11 protein-coding genes are annotated in these 13,761 nt (G+C 35.5%); 7 read left to right on the forward strand and 4 right to left on the reverse strand.

Going from position 1 to position 13,761, the window contains the following annotated elements; all coding sequences use genetic code 11:
* Position 1 precedes the first annotated feature (1 nt).
* Positions 2 to 133: a hypothetical protein gene (locus BMY13_RS19935; RefSeq protein WP_281243697.1), complete on the reverse strand. Its 132-nt coding sequence runs from the start codon at positions 131 to 133 to the stop codon at positions 2 to 4.
* A 196-nt stretch (positions 134 to 329) separates the two neighbouring features.
* Between BMY13_RS19935 and BMY13_RS11380 the strand changes: the two genes are divergently transcribed.
* Positions 330 to 2,153 carry a MotA/TolQ/ExbB proton channel family protein gene (locus tag BMY13_RS11380; RefSeq protein WP_092504681.1) on the forward strand — a complete coding sequence of 608 codons (1,824 nt, stop codon included), beginning with the start codon at positions 330 to 332 and terminating at the stop codon, positions 2,151 to 2,153.
* The gene (locus BMY13_RS11385) at positions 2,143 to 2,835 is read left to right on the forward strand and encodes an OmpA family protein (protein WP_092493750.1); all 693 of its coding nucleotides are present in this window, start codon (positions 2,143 to 2,145) and stop codon (positions 2,833 to 2,835) included. Before BMY13_RS11380 ends, BMY13_RS11385 begins: the two co-directional genes overlap by 11 nt.
* Positions 2,836 to 3,082: 247 nt before the next feature.
* On the opposite strand, the gene BMY13_RS11390 is transcribed toward BMY13_RS11385, so the two are convergent.
* Positions 3,083 to 4,081, reverse strand: coding sequence for a DUF3231 family protein (locus tag BMY13_RS11390; protein WP_092493751.1), 999 nt, complete (start codon positions 4,079 to 4,081; stop codon positions 3,083 to 3,085).
* 550 nt (positions 4,082 to 4,631) lie between these two features.
* Between BMY13_RS11390 and BMY13_RS11395 the strand changes: the two genes are divergently transcribed.
* Positions 4,632 to 5,153: a hypothetical protein gene (locus BMY13_RS11395; protein ID WP_092504686.1), complete on the forward strand. Its 522-nt coding sequence runs from the start codon at positions 4,632 to 4,634 to the stop codon at positions 5,151 to 5,153.
* Between the two features lie 396 nt (positions 5,154 to 5,549).
* Here BMY13_RS11395 and BMY13_RS11400 read toward each other — a convergent pair whose 3' ends face one another.
* Both BMY13_RS11400 and BMY13_RS11405 read right to left on the reverse strand, forming a co-directional pair.
* Positions 5,550 to 5,846, reverse strand: a complete 297-nt coding sequence (locus tag BMY13_RS11400; RefSeq protein WP_092504688.1) for a hypothetical protein — start codon at positions 5,844 to 5,846, stop codon at positions 5,550 to 5,552.
* A 54-nt stretch (positions 5,847 to 5,900) separates the two neighbouring features.
* Positions 5,901 to 6,752, reverse strand: coding sequence for a DegV family protein (locus BMY13_RS11405; protein WP_092504691.1), 852 nt, complete (start codon positions 6,750 to 6,752; stop codon positions 5,901 to 5,903).
* Positions 6,753 to 7,501: 749 nt separating this feature from the next.
* Here BMY13_RS11405 and BMY13_RS11410 point away from each other — a divergent pair.
* The 4 genes from BMY13_RS11410 to BMY13_RS11425 all read left to right on the forward strand — a co-directional run bounded on the left by BMY13_RS11410 (position 7,502) and on the right by BMY13_RS11425 (position 13,703).
* The gene (locus BMY13_RS11410; protein ID WP_092504693.1) at positions 7,502 to 11,287 is read left to right on the forward strand and encodes a restriction endonuclease; all 3,786 of its coding nucleotides are present in this window, start codon (positions 7,502 to 7,504) and stop codon (positions 11,285 to 11,287) included.
* A gap of 660 nt (positions 11,288 to 11,947) precedes the next feature.
* On the forward strand, positions 11,948 to 12,319 hold the full coding sequence (locus BMY13_RS11415) for a MazG nucleotide pyrophosphohydrolase domain-containing protein (protein ID WP_092504695.1): 372 nt from the start codon (positions 11,948 to 11,950) through the stop codon (positions 12,317 to 12,319).
* 23 nt (positions 12,320 to 12,342) lie between these two features.
* Complete coding sequence (locus tag BMY13_RS11420) at positions 12,343 to 12,645, forward strand: hypothetical protein (RefSeq protein WP_092504698.1); 303 nt, start codon at positions 12,343 to 12,345, stop codon at positions 12,643 to 12,645.
* A gap of 5 nt (positions 12,646 to 12,650) precedes the next feature.
* Positions 12,651 to 13,703 carry a DNA cytosine methyltransferase gene (locus tag BMY13_RS11425; RefSeq protein ID WP_092504700.1) on the forward strand — a complete coding sequence of 351 codons (1,053 nt, stop codon included), beginning with the start codon at positions 12,651 to 12,653 and terminating at the stop codon, positions 13,701 to 13,703.
* Positions 13,704 to 13,761: the final 58 nt, after the last annotated feature.

Raw genomic sequence — 13,761 nt, forward strand, 5'->3', positions numbered from 1 at the left:
GTCAGATAAGTTTTTTGAAATGAAAGCTAAAATTAGACATACGTATCCAATTTAGCTGAACAATTCCAAAAACAGTTGCCATGAACGCAATAAATCGTTTCACTTCATGCACAACTTTAACTAACGTAAACATTTCATCTGCCTCCTTTTCTAATAAGTTAATTACATAATAAATCAACTTGGATGAAAAAACAATCCCTGTTGTAGCTATTTTATTATAGCCCAATCAATGGGACAAGGAACCTGTCCCCACGTCCCGCAAAAACAAACATGATTTGTCCTTCTCCTGAATAGCAATATAGAAAGAGGGTCTATCAGGAGGAGTAACTATGCTGCAATTAATGTTGGAAATATTTACGAGCGAACGTATAGCGGAAGACATTTTATCAAATCCAATTACCGAGCTTATTTTCGTGATTCTGTTCATTAGCTTTTTCCTTACCGTTTTGGTTCATCTTGGTCTATTTACGAAGCTTAAAAAAATAAGAAATTATATAGAAACAACAGATCAAATGGATATTGAACCACTTAACACATTTAAGGCACAGTTTGACAGAATTCGTGACAAGGAATCGGTGAAACCGGAGACTTTTGTACAGGAGAGATTTTCCGGTTGGCGTGTGTTTAATGTGCCTGTTGTCAATCTCATCAAAATGGTTCAGATGACCGTTTCCATTTTTATATTGATTGGGGTATTGGGGACGTTTATCGGTCTGACAATTTCACTTGGCAGTATTAATGCGACGGGCGCTCAATTGGTTGAGAATATAGCTGCAGTTTTATCAGGAATTGATGTGGCATTCTACACGAGTATAGCGGGGATGGGGCTTTCTCTAATCATGACCGTACTTATTAAAATCTTTAACACCGAATATATGCTTACGGATATTATGTTAAAAGTAGAATCCAATCTAGATGGGGATGAACAGGAAGGGATGAGCCGGCTGATTGAAGTGTCAGAAACCATAAATCATTCCATTCAGCATTTGCAGGAAACGAATCAGGAATCACTGACAGGGATTGAGAACGCATTTTCAGGCTTTCAGGAATATACAAGCGGGCTGCAGCAATCTGCAAAAGATCTGGCCAAGTTTAATGAAGGGCTTTCCAGCAATCTGCAGGAATTTCAGGAACTGTTCCACCATATGAAAGAGGTGACAGATGGGTTTGGCGAATCAACCAAGAATTTAAATGACAACTTTGATTCACTGTTTTCCTATTTTAAACGAATGGATGGAAAAAATGAGCGTATGGCTAAAGCGTTTGAGAATACCTATGAAAAAGTGAAGGAAGTTTCGACAGCTCAAATGGATACTCTGAATCAATTCGAGGAATCTGTTGTCGAATTAAAATCGTTTACGTCTTCGGTCATGGAAGGGCAGGAATCCATACAAGCTGCATTTGAAAAAATTACGCAGAAAAATAATGACCTGGCAGATAAAATGGATGCGCATAATAAAGAATTTAAACAGGTTTTCGGAAGCGATCTCAGCTCCAAACTGGCCGGAATCATCTCCTACATTGGTGAGCTATCAAAGCAATTTGATAAGATGGGTGATTCGATTGTCCAGTTGCCGCAAGCCCTTGATGTGATCAATCAAACACAGGCTGAATATAAGTATCTGTTAACAGATCGTTTTGACGAGCTGAAAGAATTTAACCGAACGTTTAATAGTCATTTGAAAGCACATTCTGAGGAATCAAAGGCATTTGAAAAACAAATAAATGAAGCAACCCATACGTATGAGAAAGTCGGACTGCAGAATAACCAGCTGATTAACGACATAAACAAGACGATATCCCAGATGAACAATACGTTCAATCAACGCGAAAATCAGTTGGAAGTAAGTGTTGACGCTTTAAAAAATACACTCTCTAACTATGTGGCTAATCTGGAGGGGGTACTCGGAGATAAGCTTGATAAGGTTGCACGAAACATAACTGATTCAATGGAAATGACGAATGAAGGGATCAAGAAGGAATTCCAGGAAATACGGCGTCTATCTGAAGAAATCCAACAAAGCAATTCCCGTTATACCCAACAAACACTTCAGGATCTCGGTCGTGAGATACAAGGGTTAAATCGGCAGCTGAATTCCTATAGCCAGCAACCAAGAAATAACGGTATAGGGTTGAGACAAAATGACTACTAAATACCAGCGACTCTTTAAAAAGGAGCAGGATGACGGACATTTTTGGCCATCGTTTACCGACCTATTGACAATTATCTTATTATGCTTCATCTTAATTTTCATTACCATGATGATCATAAAATCCCTGCAAATCGAAGAAATGAAAAAGACGATTGATCAAATAATGGGAGTACGAGCCAAACTCGTTAATGAGCTGCAGACGGAATTCAGCGGTTCAACTCTGGACATTGAAGTAGATGAGAAGACAGGTGCAATCATCTTTGATACAGAAATTTTATTTGCATATGATAAGTCCGAATTGAAGCCAGAGTCATTTCAGTTTTTGGATGAATTCGTCCCTAAGTATCTGAATATCTTGCTGCAAAACGGCTATGAAGAATATATTGCAGAAATCATTATCGAAGGTCACACCGATCGTGACGGCAGCTATTTATACAATTTAGAACTCGCACAGGAAAGGGCATACAGTGTCGCAGCCTACATTCTCAGCGATGATTTTCAATATAAAAATATTCAAGACCATCTGCAGGAAAAATTAACAGTGAACAGTAAATCTTATACCGACTTTCGCACGAATGAATCAGGTGATTACAGTGCGGCTGATTCCAGAAGGGTGGAATTTAAATTCAGGCTGAAGGATGAGGAGATTCTTGAGAGGACGCGTGAAATTCTAGCGGAATAGGCGGAGGATAAGGGACCCATCTTTCGACAGTTGAGCGGACACTACCTAAAACTCGAAGGGGTTTGATTTCTTTACCCGCACCAACATAATGAAGGTTGCGAAGAAAGATTTAACTTAACTTAGCTTTTTATAAGTGGATATTGGATTGGCCAAAAACTAAAAGACTAGAATTTTTAAAAGGGTTATACAATTGCTGGAGATAAAACAAGCTATCATTTTATAGTCACCAATAGAGGGGCACTATTAGTCACCCTTGCTTTTTCTTTGCTAATTCATCACGGTCAAGTGCTCGTGGTGGCTCTTCCAACCACCCGTATTTAATCATCAATCTAGCCCCTTCATCCGCAAATTTTAAGTTTTCCGCTACAAGTCTGCTGTACATGACTCCAAGATCTCTTCTAGGGCTCACTGACATACTAGCTCCATAATAACCAACACTGATTGCCGTTAAGGCTGTAGTATAGAACAGCATCTTTCTATCAGAAAACGTGTATGTGATTGAATCCGTAACCTCTGTATCCAATGTCGTAGGACTAGGAATATCACATTCGCTTAAATAAGATCCAAATATCTCACAATGTTTTTGTGCTATTTCTTTCCCTCTTAGAATAAATTCAGTTACATCCTTCTTATTTGCAACCTGACTATACCCAATCATAGTGGCTGAGCCTAGTGCATTTCTTTGGAAATTGGCATAAAGATTCGTAATTTCAGTACCAGTTAATGGTCTTTTCTCTCCAAGGTATCCGGCAAGAAAGCTTTTCTTCTCCACAAAATCGAAGTTCTCAGGGGTTGGAAGAAGTGGTGGCTTCATATATAACCCTTTTTTTAACAATAGATCATTGGTCTTCTTAAGAATATCATCTGATTCACGTAGACATTCACTAAAAAAAGTATAAATATCTTCTCTCACCGCAAGTGGTAATGCTACGCTATATGCATTCAGCCCCAATTTACCTAAATTGTTAGTAGAGAATAAAGAATAAGTATCAGTAAATAACCTAGGAGCCGTAACGTCCACATCTTCATCTAACTTAAACCCGTGTGGAATAGGATAGTTTTCATTATTTAGTATTTTTGATATTGTTTCGATATGTGATTTTGATATATCCAAAGCATACTGAAGTAATGCCTTTATTTCCATATCTTCAGCTATATTAACTTCGTATTGTAAATGACAAATGACACCACTATCATTCATATACGTGTTCCACAAATTGGTTATTTCAGCAGAAGTTAACTTCATTTTTTTCATCACCTTTCATTTATTTTTCGTCCAACAAATATTTTAAGTCACTAGTTAATAATTTACCCATAATCATGTGAAATATGAACATCAGTGTTTTTCCTTTTTTTTCATTAGAATCAATTTCATAATTCAAAAATAAAGCAGTAAATCCAAACTATCTGTAAATGCTAGACCTGTTGATTTCCATTGCAGGCGGACGCTTTCACCCTCAGGGTACAAGTGCGACATCAGTTCAAGCTGAAGGGACAGAGGGTCAGGTTCCTTGTCCCTGTTTGGGACGAGGGACCTCACTACGTCCCCATAAAATACTCAAGTATTGCTTAGTGTGTCCAATAAGGAAACGATGCACCTGGCTGTTACCGTTTAGTAACACCAATATTACAGTTTGATGAAAAAAGTAATTGCGAGAATTATGGACAGGAAGAATCCATACATTGTAAGGATGTATTTGAAAATTAAAGGAGTATGTGAAAACACAGAACAGAGCCTTGGAATGTACCATAGTGTAAATGTGAACGTTTAGGTAGCAGCTATGGAGGTGTTTTTAATGGCTTTTTTTATAGGAATATTAATTGCATGGTTGTTCTATTTTAATTATTTAAGAAAACCCGCGGAAAACAGCTACATCCCCTCATTCAAATTAAGGTATGAAAACATTGGTACGGACCAAAATGAAAAACGGGAACGGATTGAGCCAAGCTTCATTACTCGATATATCAATGTACTCGAGGCTGATGGAGGGCGAATTATTAACCTTAGCAGGCAGGTGAAGGAGAATGCTGTGGAAGTGTTCGAATGTGAAGATCAGGATAGTGCGGATAATACAATTGACCTGTTATTAACAACATTCTCAGGATCAGTAGCAGACCACGATGCACGTCCTTTATACATCAACATTACAAATGAAGATCAAATTATACATATAACAATTAGCAACGATAGGGATGACAATGCAATAGAAGTTGTTAAGTGTATGGATGAAAGAGAGTGCAAGGATCTTATCCGAAAAGTGGAATCACATTATGAAAAATATAGACCGGTGCTTGTCTTTATGCGAGGGAGCATATGATTTTTGGAGCCAAATGGATGTGGCGAAATTGTAAGTGTAATGAGTGGATCCCCCCAAATTAAGTATCCTATCCAAAGTGAAGGGTTGGGGACGAACCAATGTTTTAAAAGGAATCTAAAAGTCAGGTTATTTGTCGGCAGATAAGAAAGTATAAATCCTTTCTTACTGCATAAGTGCAACTAGGCTTATCTATATTAAGGCTTGGAGATAAGCCAAGTTTTCTAAGCGGACACAGGAGCCGCTATTTTGCTAAAAAACAGTACTTTTTGGATATAAGCGGACACACTGGACCTTATTTTACATATATCAGGATAAGACGGGGATGTTTTTGCCAAATAAGGGCTCTGGTGGCCGCTAAAGTTCTCTTGTGGGTTTACACCAGTCATCAAGCTTCTATCAATATGCAGCCGAAAAGGATTTGAAAGTGTCAATTTCTTTTGCAAGGGTAGTTTGCATTTTTTCGCCGCATTCTTCGCTGCAGACTGCGAATAAGCCGTCCCATCCATTTTTCTTGGCTTCAGAATCAGCTGTAGTAACGATCATCGGAACACTTGTCCTTCGTGAATTTAAATAAACTTGGACAATCTCCCCTTCCTGATCCGAGTAGTCAATTCCCTCAGCAAACTTGACATTGAGAGCATGTAATGGTTGATCATCAGCAATTTTCTTCATACACCATGCACATCTGAACATTGTCAAATCTCCTTTCTATAAATACGTATTTTTCAACCAGAGAGCAGGGGCATCCTAAACTTCCAACCCTGCAATCCCAAAACCACCGGGTCCTGCATGAGTTGAAATCATAGCTCCAGCTTGCATCCATTTTATATTTTTAAAACCATTTTCTTTAGCGATTTCTTCCACCCGCAGCTTGAGACTTTCATCTAGTCCGATTGAATATTGGAAGTAAAGCTGCTCCCGGTCAATGTCGAATTGATTTAAATAATCATACAAGAGCTTTTCAGCAACGCTACTCATTTTACCGCGATATTTTTTAGTTGAAACCAGTTTTCCATCAATTAATTCAATCCGTGGCTTTAATTTTAACAAGGCCCCTCCAAGATAGGCGACATTGCTTACACGGCCACCTGCTCTTAGAAACTCTAAGCTTCCGGGTACGAATGCCAATCTTGATTTTGGAATAATAGCTTCTATTTTTTCTACTAGACGATCAGGTTCAATTGCAGGTTCATTCTCCAGCAAGGTAGCAGCATACATCACAATAGCTGCTAATCCACCTGTAACGTTTAAAGCGTCAATTAGAAAGAGATCATCAAAGTCCTCAGAGGCGATCACTGCACTTTGAAAAGAAGCGGATGCTTTTGACGTATATCCAATGTGAACAATGATGCAATCAGGATAATCCGCCTTTATATTCGTGAAAAAGTCATGATATTCATGAGCATTTGTGGCAGTTGTAGACGGTATCTTTTTTGTACGATCATAATAGTCATAAATATCTTGTACGGCTAACGAACCATCTAAGTAATCCTTCCCATCCATGATGACATGCATTGGCACCACTTGAACAGCATGCTTCTCCGCCAAATCCTCTGGTAAATCTGCTCCACTTTCTGTCGATAAAATAATTCTTCTCATCGTACATCCCCTTTCGTATAAAAAAGCGACTCTTGTACGTCCTACATTACGTGTGACTAATTATACAGAAAAGGGGGTAGTTATTCATTAAATAGGATAGGAATATTTATCGACACTTTTTCCGCACAACAAATGATTGTTATAGTAAACCTTCTTCTAATATATAATCGAACGACCGGTCTTAAAAGCTGTCATCTAGAACCAAATCTTGTAATAAGGGTATGAGCATGTTGATGTAGAGATGGATAGACTTATACATATTTTTGCATAGTCTATTTCGTTGGATAAAACGAAGTGAAAATAGCGTGTAAAGTGAAATCTTCTAAAAAAAGTCGCACATGTATATAAGTGGAAAGTTATGGGGAATAGTCAAAAACAAAATACGACTATCAAAATATTGGTTTCATAAAGGTTAAATTTTGGGTCGAGATTATGGCTAATGCTAGGAGACTATCGTTTATAAAACGATATGGATTATAGTATTAATGTGAGGATTCATTAGCAGTTTTGGACCTTTGTAAAGGAATTGGACTTTACGATAAATGTGATGAGAGAAATAATTTAGACTTAATATCAGTGCGTTGAAGCAACTGTTCGGCTGACAAGTGTTATTATCCTTCCTAGTAACTTAAGTTCTTTTTACTTTGACATCACGGTATTTAGTGATTATACATTTATCAATTTTTGTATTTTTTACACCAGGGAAGTGATAAAATATACTATATAATATTTTTTATTAGGGGTTTTATATGGTGCATAAACACATAACAATAGATGTAATTGACCTTATGACAGGCATAGAATTTGAGGAATTTATTAGTGATTTATTCACGAAAATGGGATTCACCTGCGAGATAACTCAATATTCAAAAGACCAAGGAATTGATGTGATTGCTTTAAAAAATGGTAGTGGTTTTGCTATCCAGACTAAAAGGTATAAAGAAAGTAGTAAAGTTCCAAATTCTGCTATACAAGAAGTTGTTGCGGGTTTGAATTACTATAATATAGAAAAAGGAATAGTTGTTACAAATAGTTATTTTACAGAATCGGCAAAAGACTTATCAAAATCAAACAATATAATACTTTGGGATCGAAGTGAATTACAATTAAGGATTAATCAATATTATAGTGAAATAGATAATGCATTGTTAAGTGAAACTGAATCTTTAGAAAGGAAATATTTATTGGGTAAAATTGCGTTTCAAAACTTCAAAAATAAAGATGCGGCAAGATGGTTATATGAACCCGCACAGTATCAATATAAGGATGCTAGACATATTTTTTCTGAGTCACTTTATTTAATAGCAAGAAATGAGTATCACAAGAAGAAGGCGATAAGGTGGTATACCCTTGCCTCAAAGTATGGTAATTTGGATGCTCAAAAACAGATTACTCTCCTTTCTTATAAATTGGGAATGGAGTATAAAAACAATAATAATAATGAGAAATCAGTAAATTGGTTCTTATATTCTGCTCGTAATGGGGATGTGAAATCACAATATCAATTAGGCATGAACTTCTTTAATACAAAATCATTCTCAAAATCAATAAAATGGTTTTCCTTGGCATCTAATAATGGTTGTAAGGATGCCACAAGTATGCTTAATCTACTACTTACATTGATCGAAGCAGAACAAGGTAATAAAGAAGCCCAAAATAGCGTCGGAGAAATTTATTCTAGTGGGGATATAATAGACAAAGACCTAGAATTAGCACATTACTGGTTTGAAAGTTCAAGTAAGGAAGGACACCGAGACGCAAAGAGAAAGTTACCGACTTTGCAGTTTGAAATTGGACAATATTATTATAATGGAACAGTTCCCTATAACAAAGACAATAATAACGCCCTAAAATGGTTTACTTTAGCATCTGAAAATGGTCATAAGAATGCAAGTGTGTGGAGAAAATACTTATTATTATTAACTAAAGCAACTAAGGGTAATGCTGAAGCACAGTTTGAAATTTGGGATATGATAACACAAGATGATAATCAGCTTCTTTCACCAGATGAAGAAGCTTTTAACTGGCTTGTATTATCAGCCGAAAACGGTTATGAACGTGCCCAGTTCGTTCTGGCAAAACACTATGAATATATACATAGGACAAGTGATGCAATTAAGTGGTATAAAATTTTAGCAGAAAAAAGTGATGAATTAGCCCAACTTAAATTAGGAGATTATTACTTTTATAATTCGAATAATAATAGAGTGTATTTGTTGGAAGCACTTAAATGGTTTAAGAAGTTATTAAAAAATACTGATAACTTAATAGCCAAAGAGAGAATTCCATCAATACAATATAGGATTGCCGAACAGTTGTTGGAAGATTCTCCATCTATTATTACCATGGAGGAAGCCCTCGAATGGTATAACCATGCTGTTAAGAATGGGTCTTCGATTGCAAAGGAAAAACTGGACATAACAAAATACAAACTAGCTCAACAATACCTTGAGACCAGCGAAGAACAGCTTTATGGCCTTCAATTGTTACGAGAATTAGCTGATACTGGAAATCAACAAGCTCAAAAAGAAATTGGGGATATTTATTTTGAAGGTAAGTTAGGAATAAGCAATTTAAAAGAGGCTTTAAAATGGTATACTCTAGCCGCTGAAAATGATTACTTCATAGCTAGGGAAAAAATGAACAAAACAAAATACAAACTAGCGCAACAATACCTTGATACCGGTGAAGTGCAGCTTTATGGTCTTCAATTGTTACGAGAATTAGCTGATACCGGGAACCAACAAGCTCAAAAAGAAATTGGGGATATTTATTTTGAAGGTAAGTTAGGAACAAGCAATTTAAAAGAGGCTTTAAAATGGTATACTCTTGCCGCTGAAAATGATTATTTCATAGCTAAGGAAAAAATGGACATAACAAAATACAAATTAGCTCATCAACACCTTGAGACCGATGAAGAACAGCTTAATGGTCTTCAATTGTTACAAGAATTAGCTGATACTGGAAACCAACAAGCTCAAATAGAAATTGGAGATATTTACTTTGAAGGTAAGTTAGTAAGAAGCAATTTAAAAGAGGCTTTAAAATGGTATACTCTTGCCGCCGAAAATAATTGTTCTATAGCTATTGAAAGAAAAAAATATCTATTTCTATTATTGGAAGCCACTAACAATAATCCAGAAGCTCAATATCAGGTTTGGGAAAAATACAGAAAGGAGCCAAGTCAAATACTGTTGGATAAAAAACCACTTGAGTGGCTTTTACTTTCGGCAGAGAACGGTTATGAACAGGCACAACTAACTGCAGGAGAATACCTTCTAGATAATCAAAATGTGTTAGACGGCTTAAAATGGTTAAGAGTTGTGGGTAAAAAAGGTAACTGGGTGGCTCAGACGAGACTAGCTAATTATTATGAAAATAGTAATGACAGACGTGAATTTATAAAATGGTATACTAGATTGGCGGAGACAGGAGACGAACTTGCACAATTCAAACTGGTTGAGTATTACGAGGAAAACGAAGAAACTAATGAGGCATTGAGGTGGTATACTGTTTTAGCAGAACGCGGAAATATTTCGGCCCAGTATAAACTAGGAGAATACCACTTTAACAACAATCCTCTAAGTATAGAATCCTTGATAGAATCCTTGAAATGGCTTGAAATTCTAACAAAAAATGGAGGGTCAGCAAAGAATCTGATTCCCAAAGTATTTAATAGTCTAGCTGAAAACATAATAAAAAATAACCCAAATCCACTTGAGGAAATAATTAGATTATATAAGAATAAGGTTGGAAGGACAAACCTAAATGAAATGCAAAGTTCGAATAATTATAATCTTGCTCAACAATATTTGGATACCAAAGATGAACAGTCAATAGGTCTTGAACTGTTGCAAGAATTAGCTGGAAATGGGGATCAGAACGCTCAACTAGAAGTTGGTCACATTTATTATGATGGAAGAATAATAAAACGCAATGTAAGAAAGGCTTTAAAATGGTATGTATTGGCTGGAATTCAGGGTGTTAGAGAAGCTCAGTACCTGGTAGCCAAAATCAATTATTATGGACAGATAAGGGAATCAGATAATAATAAAGAGGTAGCCTATGAATGGTATAAGTTAGTAAGTAGCACAGGTCATTTGAAATCTAAACTTATGTGTCAAATAATTCTAGCAGAAAAAGGTGATCGAAATGTACAATTTCAGCTTGGTAAATCCTACGAGGAGGGCTTATTAGGAGAAACTAATTTTGAAGAAGCTATTGCTTGGTATAAAGAGGCGGCAGATAGAGGGCATAACAAAGCACAGTGGAAAGTTAATAATCACTTTTATAAAATTGGTATGGATTATTACCGAGACAATTTTTCTAATGTCGAAGAAAACAAAAAGAAGGCATTTTATTTTTTTAAAAATGCAGCAAAGTTTGGAAATAAAGAAGCTCAGTATTTTGTTGGAAAGATGCTACGAGAGGGTGATGGGGTTGAAATTAATAAAAGTGAATCCCTCAAATGGCTAGAGATGGCCGCGAGTAATGGATCAAAAAAAGCTAAGCTTATGATTAGGTTAGACTTCTAAAAGTGAAATTATATTGGTGACCTAGTGGAGTAAACCTAATAAAGTATATTGTACCTCCAGAACCTTTGTCATTAATATCTTGCAAAACAGATCTATAATGCAGAACAATTAAGAGCTACGAATACAATTCAAACATATTGATTTGTCACTCGGAACTATTCTGAATACTTCCGAGTGACAGGCACTTCAACTTAAATATATTAATCATGGGTTACGGGCTTAAGAATAACTTCTTTTATTAACGAATCAAAGGGTAAAAAAGGTATTATTATACCAATTAATAAAACTAGCTTTCTGTATTCTGTCTAACTGTTTACCACTATAATACCTACCAAATACGTAATATAGTCCATTCGATTAGGAGAAATCTGAAATTTTATTGCCCAACTCCTGGAAAATTCAATGTTTCTTCTATTTCGTCATCTATACTTATAGCTCTAGATTGTAAAATCCTTTAACCTTTTTTGAAAAAACGAGAAGTAATACAATCAACTAAACCATTTTACACATGAAGAGACGTTATTTATTAGTAAGAATAAAGTAGATAGAAAAATTCAAAAAACTAATAAACGGTATAAATCTTAAGGAATTAAGTTAAATTATTTGTAACTGTTATGGTATTATAATAGTATCGTATTTACCTATAACGGGGGTGCAAATATGAAGGACATTCAGATATTTCTAAAATATTTTCAAAGAGATATGAATTGGGAGATATCAGATAGTAATTATCAAGAGACCAAGATGTCAATGTTAAATAATTTTATGCTCCTTTCAACTGAAGTAAGTGAAATAGCTGAAGAGTTTAGGTCTATTTTCAATGAGACATCTGATTTAGCTAATGAAGGAAACTTATGTGAAGATGAAGCGTTTGATATTGCTAAGGAAAAGTATAAAGTGAATATTGGAAAGGAACTGTCCGACTGTATTGCATATTTGGTTAAATTTGCAAATTACTTTAATATTGACCTTGATGAAAGTTTTTATACTAAAATGGATGAAATAAGGTACAGGAAAAATAGAGATAATTAGAAAATTAATTTGGGGTGTTATTCTTGAACAAGAGTGATTTTATAGAAAAAAACTGGGGGCAGGAATCAATACTTGAATTGTCTGACACCCTGGGAGTTAGTATAAACGAAATACTTAATATTGCATTGGATTTAAAGCTATACAAAATAGATACACCCAATATTGCTAGAAGATGGACAGAAGAAGAAGAAACTTTTTTAATTGAACATTCATACCATTTATCTGTACGTGATGCTAGTAATTTGCTATATCGATCACATTACGCCACTTACCAAAGGATAAGGTATCTAAACTTAAATGAGATGATTAATAAAAGTAAAGGGTGAACGAAATGACCAACTTTCAAGAATTAAGTAATTCACTAAATGGGTTAAAGTTTATTGATTTATTTGCAGGCATAGGTGGTTTTCATGCAGCTCTAAAGGAATTTGGAGCCAAATGTGTTTTTTCTTCAGAATGGGATAAACATGCACAAAAAACCTATAATGAGAACTATGGTATTATGCCAGAAGGAGATATTACAAAAATCGAAGCAGAAGAAATCCCAAGGCATGATATTATCTGTGCAGGTTTTCCTTGTCAGGCTTTTAGTATATCTGGTAATCAAAGAGGATTTGAAGATGCTAGAGGAACTCTTTTCTTTGATGTAGCAAGAATTGCTAAACATCATAAACCTAAGGTAATATTTATGGAAAATGTTAGAAATTTCGAAAACCATGATGATGGTAATACGTTAAAAACTGTTATAGGTGCCTTAGATGATATCGGCTATGACGTTTGGTATAAAGTTTTAAATGCGAGTCATTATGGCTTGCCACAGAATCGGGAAAGAATTTACCTTATTGCAATAAAAAAAGACTTGAATGTGAAGAAATTTGATTTTCCTAATCCGACCTATAAACAAATATGTTTAAGAGATATAACACTTCCTGATGGTGAGACTGAGAAATATACTATAAATAGAAACGATATAAGAGTCGATTATTCAAAAGTTCCAGGTGAATCTCTTTTTAATGACAATCCTCTTAAACCAATTAGGGTTGGTACGATTAATAAGGGTGGGCAAGGTGAAAGAATATATAGTGATCTTGGACACGCAGTAACGCTGTCTGCATATGGGGGCGGTCCAGGCAGTAAAACTGGATGTTATCTTATAAATAATAAAATTAGAAAACTTGCCCCAAGAGAATGTGCAAGATTACAGGGATACCCAGACCATTTTAAAATCCCTGTCAGTGATGCACAAGCGTGGAAGCAATTTGGGAATAGTGTTCCAATTAATGTCTTACAACATATAGTTAAGTCACTTATAATTACACCGGAGTTATCTTCACTGTTTGACTCCGAAAAAAGTGAAGAATATAAAGAGGTTATTGCAGGTTAATAGAAATGCTACTTATAAGATGTAGACTTATAAGTAGCATTTTTTTATGTTGGTAATA

The organism is Virgibacillus subterraneus (assembly GCF_900110695.1).
GTDB lineage: Bacteria > Bacillota > Bacilli > Bacillales > Amphibacillaceae > Lentibacillus > Lentibacillus subterraneus.

Bases quoted from the DNA above. Each gene is read 5' to 3' on its own strand.
- BMY13_RS19935 (WP_281243697.1), bottom strand. From the start codon at position 133: ATGTTTACGTTAGTTAAAGTTGTGCATGAAGTGAAACGATTTATTGCG.
- BMY13_RS11380 (WP_092504681.1), top strand. From the start codon at position 330: ATGCTGCAATTAATGTTGGAAATATTTACGAGCGAACGTATAGCGGAA.
- BMY13_RS11385 (WP_092493750.1), top strand. From the start codon at position 2,143: ATGACTACTAAATACCAGCGACTCTTTAAAAAGGAGCAGGATGACGGA.
- BMY13_RS11390 (WP_092493751.1), bottom strand. From the start codon at position 4,081: ATGAAGTTAACTTCTGCTGAAATAACCAATTTGTGGAACACGTATATG.
- BMY13_RS11395 (WP_092504686.1), top strand. From the start codon at position 4,632: ATGGCTTTTTTTATAGGAATATTAATTGCATGGTTGTTCTATTTTAAT.
- BMY13_RS11400 (WP_092504688.1), bottom strand. From the start codon at position 5,846: ATGTTCAGATGTGCATGGTGTATGAAGAAAATTGCTGATGATCAACCA.
- BMY13_RS11405 (WP_092504691.1), bottom strand. From the start codon at position 6,752: ATGAGAAGAATTATTTTATCGACAGAAAGTGGAGCAGATTTACCAGAG.
- BMY13_RS11410 (WP_092504693.1), top strand. From the start codon at position 7,502: ATGGTGCATAAACACATAACAATAGATGTAATTGACCTTATGACAGGC.
- BMY13_RS11415 (WP_092504695.1), top strand. From the start codon at position 11,948: ATGAAGGACATTCAGATATTTCTAAAATATTTTCAAAGAGATATGAAT.
- BMY13_RS11425 (WP_092504700.1), top strand. From the start codon at position 12,651: ATGACCAACTTTCAAGAATTAAGTAATTCACTAAATGGGTTAAAGTTT.